This window comes from Stenotrophomonas sp. 2YAF22 (genome assembly GCF_052114665.1).
In the GTDB taxonomy this organism is placed as follows: Bacteria; Pseudomonadota; Gammaproteobacteria; order Xanthomonadales; family Xanthomonadaceae; genus Stenotrophomonas; species Stenotrophomonas indicatrix.
The window spans coordinates 1-5,325 of the sequence record NZ_JBFRFE010000278.1 but is presented as its reverse complement, the minus strand read 5'-3'; the positions used below and the strand labels follow the sequence as shown (position 1 = coordinate 5,325).

The 5,325-nt window shown below is 67.8% G+C and carries 4 protein-coding genes; 1 reads left to right on the top strand and 3 read right to left on the bottom strand.

The genetic code is table 11. From position 1 onward, the window contains the following. Positions 1-393: 393 nt before the first annotated feature. The gene (locus AB4Y84_RS12230; RefSeq protein ID WP_442244238.1) at positions 394-1,584 is read left to right on the top strand and encodes a benzoate/H(+) symporter BenE family transporter; all 1,191 of its coding nucleotides are present in this window, start codon (positions 394-396) and stop codon (positions 1,582-1,584) included. Here AB4Y84_RS12230 and AB4Y84_RS12225 read toward each other — a convergent pair. The 3 genes from AB4Y84_RS12225 to egtD form a co-directional block, all read right to left on the bottom strand. Beyond that, a complete protein-coding gene (locus AB4Y84_RS12225; protein WP_223497335.1) occupies positions 1,578-2,138 on the bottom strand; it encodes a DUF2628 domain-containing protein in 561 nt (186 codons plus the stop codon). The genes AB4Y84_RS12230 and AB4Y84_RS12225 overlap by 7 nt on opposite strands. 30 nt (positions 2,139-2,168) lie before the next feature. Further along, positions 2,169-4,304: a lytic murein transglycosylase gene (locus tag AB4Y84_RS12220; protein WP_442244282.1), complete on the bottom strand. Its 2,136-nt coding sequence runs from the start codon at positions 4,302-4,304 to the stop codon at positions 2,169-2,171. A gap of 137 nt (positions 4,305-4,441) precedes the next feature. Then, positions 4,442-5,325 (bottom strand): L-histidine N(alpha)-methyltransferase (egtD, locus tag AB4Y84_RS12215; protein ID WP_442250200.1); only part of this gene is annotated, 884 nt, incomplete at its 5' end.

Genomic DNA, 5,325 nt, shown 5'->3' with positions numbered 1-5,325 from the left:
TCGTCAACACCTTTTTTCAAGGCCGTCTCACCGAAGTGGACGTTGTTGCCGATGCTGCTTCGTCGTTGGACCCGAGGGCCTTTCGTCGTTGCGAGCCGCCTATTATGCTCGGACTTTTCGAGTCCGTCAACACCTTCGTCCGATGATCTCGTCCGGCGGTGGTGGCGTTGCTGTTCGCGTTGCCGGCTTCAGAAGAAGTCGCCGCGCTGCAGCAAGGGAGCGAATTCTAGAGATCCTGCAGAATTCGTCAACACATTTTTTTCAGCAGCATGACAACGCCTCGGCTGCTGCATGCACAACGGGCGTGCAACGATCACGGCGGCGTTGCCCGCGCGTTGCGCGGTCAACGCCGCAGGCGCTATCTATAGTCGGATGCATACAGGAAGCAAGACGATGGACACGACGGTACGACAGGGATGGTGGCGCGATCTTTCGATGCCGGCGATCGTCGCCGGCTTCATCACCGTGCTGGTCGGCTTCGCCAGCTCGGCAGTGATCGTGTTCCAGGCCGCGCAGGCCGTGGGTGCCAACCAGGCCCACATCGCCTCGTGGATGTGGGCGCTGGGGCTGGGCATGGGCGTGACCTGCATCGGCCTGTCACTGCGCTACCGGGTGCCGGTGGTCACCGCATGGTCGACGCCTGGGGCGGCGATGCTGGTAGTCGGTGCGGGTGGTGCCTCTCTGTCCGAGGCCACCGGTGCATTCCTGCTTGCGGCAGTGCTGGGCATGCTCGCCGGTTTCTCGGGAGTGTTCGCCCGGCTGATGAAACGCGTGCCCATGGCCCTGGCCGCCGGCATGCTGGCCGGTGTACTGCTGCGCTTCGGGCTGGACGTGTTCGTGGCGATGAACACCCAGCGCGTGCTGGCATTGGCCATGTTCGCTACGTGGCTGCTGGGCCGCCGCCTGTTCCCCCGCTATGCGGTGATCGCCACCCTGCTGGTCGGCATCGCCATCGCTGCCAGCCAGGGTCTGCTGCATGCACAGCAGGTGCACCTGCAACTGGCGGTACCGCAATGGGTCACTCCCTCGCTGTCGTGGACGGCGATGGTCGGCATCGCCCTGCCCCTGTTCGTGGTCACCATGGCGTCGCAGAACATTCCCGGTGTGGCGGTGATGCGCGCCTCCGGCTACGACGCGCCGGTGTCACCGGTGATCGGCTGGATCGGCGTGGTCAACACGCTGCTGGCGCCCTTCGGTGCCTACGCATTGAACCTGGCCGCCATCACCGCGGCGATCTGCATGGGCCGTGATGCCCACGAAGACCCGGCACGGCGCTACACGGCGGCGATGGCGGCCGGCGCCTTCTATATCGTCATCGGCCTGTTCGGGGCCACCGTAGCGGCCCTGTTCGCTGCCTTTCCCAAGGAACTGGTGGCCTGTGTGGCCGGCATCGCCCTGTTCGGCACCATCGGCAACAGCCTGGCCAGCGCATTGGCAGTGGAGCGCGACCGCGAGGCCGCGCTGGTCACTTTCCTGGTGACCGCCTCGGGCATGACGCTGGCCGGTGTCGGTTCTGCGTTCTGGGGCCTGGTCGCCGGAACGCTCTGCCTGTGGGTGCTGCGGCCGCGTTCGCCGGCTCAGTGATAGGTCTGCAGGAGGCCCTGGGTGATGTAACGCAGCGCGTAGATCAGGCCCAGGCAGACCACCACGGCCGAGGCACGGGTGCCACCACGGCGAAGCAGCTCGGCGCGGATGCGGTTCGGCTGGCCGGCGTGGGTCGCCTGCACCCTTGCCAGCAGACGGCTGCAATGGCGCAGGTACAGGGCGTTGGCGAAGATGGCCAGGGCGATACGCGGGAGCAGCATGCCAAAGGCGATCTGCGGTATGCCCGCGTCGGCCAGCAGCATCAGGATCGGCAGCAGCGTGGTGACCAGGTAGAAGCCGATGGCGGCCAGGTACATCCGGCGATGCACCATCCACAGGGTGCCGAACAGGAAGGCGGGCCAGTTCCAACGGCGCGGAGGCTTCGGCAGCGCACTGTCCACATGCCAGAAACGACGGTAGGCGGCGGCATTGGGCCCGACCACCAGCGTCAGGTAGTCGGCATCTTCCAGTGCAGTGTCTACATCGGCGTCAGCGCCGGGCGCCAGATAGGGGTTCTCGCTACCGGGCGAAGTCTGCGGATCGAGGGCGCTCATGCTGGCCTTCCATGCCAAAGGGAGAGCCTGCTATAGCGGCGCGCTGGACAGGATCTGAAGCAGAACATGACGCCCGCCCGGTGCCACGGTGACCACATCGGGACCGGCGTTGGCCGCTTCCAGGCAGACATAGTCGCGCCATCCGTCACCGACATCGGCCATCCTGGCGGCACCTTCGGCGCCAGGGTTCCATGCCACCAGCGAGCGGCTGCCTTCAGTGCGGAGGTCGATGCGGCGCTTGAGCACCGGGTCGCGCAGCACATAGTGCCCGCCGGCCTGGGTGTAGATGCGGTCGCTGCGGCCCGGGTCACGCGGATCGCGCAGCGACCAGGGGCCCTGCTGGCGGCGCGGCTGGGCGTAGTTCTCGAACTTGTCGAGGTAGTCCAGGCCGTCGACGCCGTCGACATCGACCTTGCTGGCATCACCGACACGGAAGTAGTTGTGCAGCGCCTGGGTGATGGTGGCCGGAGCCTTGCCGGTGTTCTCGGTGACCAGCTGCTGGCGCAGTTCACGGCCGACACGGACGGTCATGGTCAGGCGCAGGCCGAGGTTGTCCAACGCCGGCGGGGCCAGGGTCAGCTCGATGCTGCCATCGTCGAGCCGGCGCGCCTGCTGCAGTTCCCAGGGCAAGGTGCGCACGAAACCGTGGGCGGGCATGTCGTCGCCCTGCCCCTGGCGGCCGAAGTAGGGCCAGCACACCGGGCTGCCGCCACGGATCGGCGTGGGCAGCGCGGCACGCTTGGGCGAGAGCCACATCACATCCGGCTGGCCCTTGGGCACGAACGAGAGCAGTTGCCCGCCGAACACGCTGATCGCGGCGGTGGCCTGGGGAGTTTCCACCAGCCAGGCATCGAGTCCCTGGAACTGGCCGCTGCTGACACCCTTTATCTGTTGCACGCTGGATCGACTCCGGATGGCCGGCGATTGCGCGGCACTGTAGTTGGTGGGAAGGCTGAAGCGGGTGGGCGTGGCCGGAACCTTCGCCTGCGGTTCGCTCTGCAGCGCGCGCAGGATGCGCTGGCCGGCGCGACCATCGGCGTCGGCCCAACCGAGCCGGCGCTGCTCGACCTGGATGGCACGACGACTGGCGGTACCGATCATGCCATCGGCGGCACCGATGTCATGGCCGCGCGCCAGCAACAGGGTCTGCAGCTGGCGGCGCTCGTCGCGGCCAAGGCCAGGATCATCGGTAGGCCAGGCGGTGACCAGTCCATTGCCCCCGCGCAGGCGGTCGGCCAGGGTGGCGATGGCCAACGCATAGCTTTCGGCGGCGTTGTAGCTGTAGATCGCGTCGTAGTTGCGGAACGCCAGCAGTGCAGGACCTTTGTTGCCGGCCGGCAGCAACAGCGCGGCGCGGGCGTCGGCGGGCAGGCCAGCCGGCGCCAGCGCGCTGCCGTCCAGGCCGGTCACGCCCAGTGCGCGCCAGTCGGCCAGTGCCCGGCGCTGGGTACGGCCGGCCTGGCTGGCGTTGAACCCGGCGGGGACACGGACTTCCATGCCCCAGGGTTCGCCGGTTCGCCAGCCGGCACGCTTCAGATAGTTGGCGGTGGAAGCCAATGCATCGGGAATGCTGCCGACCAGATCACGACGGCCATCGCCATCACCATCGACGGCAATGCGTGCGTAGGTGCTGGGCATGAACTGGGTGTGGCCGAAAGCACCGGCCCAGGAACCGGTCAGGCCCTGCGCCTGCAGGTCGCCCTGGTCGATGAGCTTGACCAGCGCCAGCAGTTCGCCGCGGAAGAAGGGCTGCCGGCGGCCGGCACAGGACAGCGTGGCCAGCGACTGCAGCAGCGGGCGTTTGCCGAACACGCGGCCGTAGTCGCTCTCCACACCCCATACGGCGACGATGGTGACTGGATCGACGCCGTACTGCGCCGATACGCGCTGAAGCAGGTCACGGTGCTGCTGCAGCATGGCGCGACCGTCGTCCACGCGCTGGCGATCGACCAGTGCGGCCAGGTAGTCCCAGATCGGCGTAGTGAACTCCGGCTGCGCATCGAGCAGCGGCAGCACGGTTGGGTCGGGCTGCAGTCCGGCGGTGATCGCATTGAAGCGGTCAGCGGCAATGCCCTGGCTGGCGGCCGTAGCCTGCAGGCCCGCCATGCAGCGGGCGAACGCGGGATCAGCGGTTGCCGCTGCTGCCGGCGGCGCGGACGCTGGCATGGCAAGCGCGGCGGCCAGGCCGAGCGTGGTCAGAATGGGCATGGCGTCCTCCGTGTTGCCGGTGCTGCAGCCATGGTAACGCGGAGGGAGAGCAAGGTTGGCCGAGATTGCCGGCCAGCGGCCGGTACTACCTGTGCCTAGGGTGAGGGGCGCAGGAGGCGCAGGCCATAGGCGGGATCGTCCGCGTTCCAGCATGCCGCCACCTCCAGCCTTGCCTGCTGCAGCAGGTGGCCGAAGCTGGCGTCGGTGTACTTGTGGCTGTACTCCACGCGGATCGGTTCGCCAGCGCTGAAGTGGAAGGTGCGGCCGTCGAGATGCACGTCCTGCTCGCGCTGGCTGACCAGATCGGTTTCGATGCGCAGGCGCGCGGTGCTGTAACGGGCCTGGTGACGGAAGCCGTCGAGATCGAAATCGCTGCCGACCTCGCGGTTGAGACGCGCCAGCAGGTTCAGGGTGAAGGCGGCGGTGACACCGTCGGCGTCGTTGTAGGCGGCTTCGATCAGTGCCGGGTCCTTGTGCAGATCGATGCCGACCAGGGCCAGGCCGTGCTTGCCCATGGTCTGGCGCATTGCGCGCAGCAGCGCGATCGCATCCTCATCGGCGAAGTTGCCCAGCGTGGAGCCCGGGAAGAACAGCAGCCGGCGCGCGGCAGGCCGCTCTGGCGCGGGGACCTGCACAGGGCGGGTGAAGTCGGCACACACCGGCAGCATTTCCACGTCCGGCAGCGCCGGGGCCAGATGGTCGATGCTGGACAGCAACGCCGCGCGCGAGATCTCGATGGGCGTATAGGCCACCGGGTCCTGCAGGGCAGCCAGCAGGCGCGCGGTCTTGCGGCCGCTGCCGCTGCCCAGTTCGACCACATGCACGCGCGGACCCACCGCCTGCGCGATCTCCGGCAGCACCCGGTCCAGCAGGGCCAGTTCGGTGCGTGTGGGGTAGTACTCGCGGGTGTGGGTGATCTGCTCGAACAAGCGCGAGCCGCGCGCGTCGTAGAAGTACTTGGAAGGCAGCTGGCGAGAGG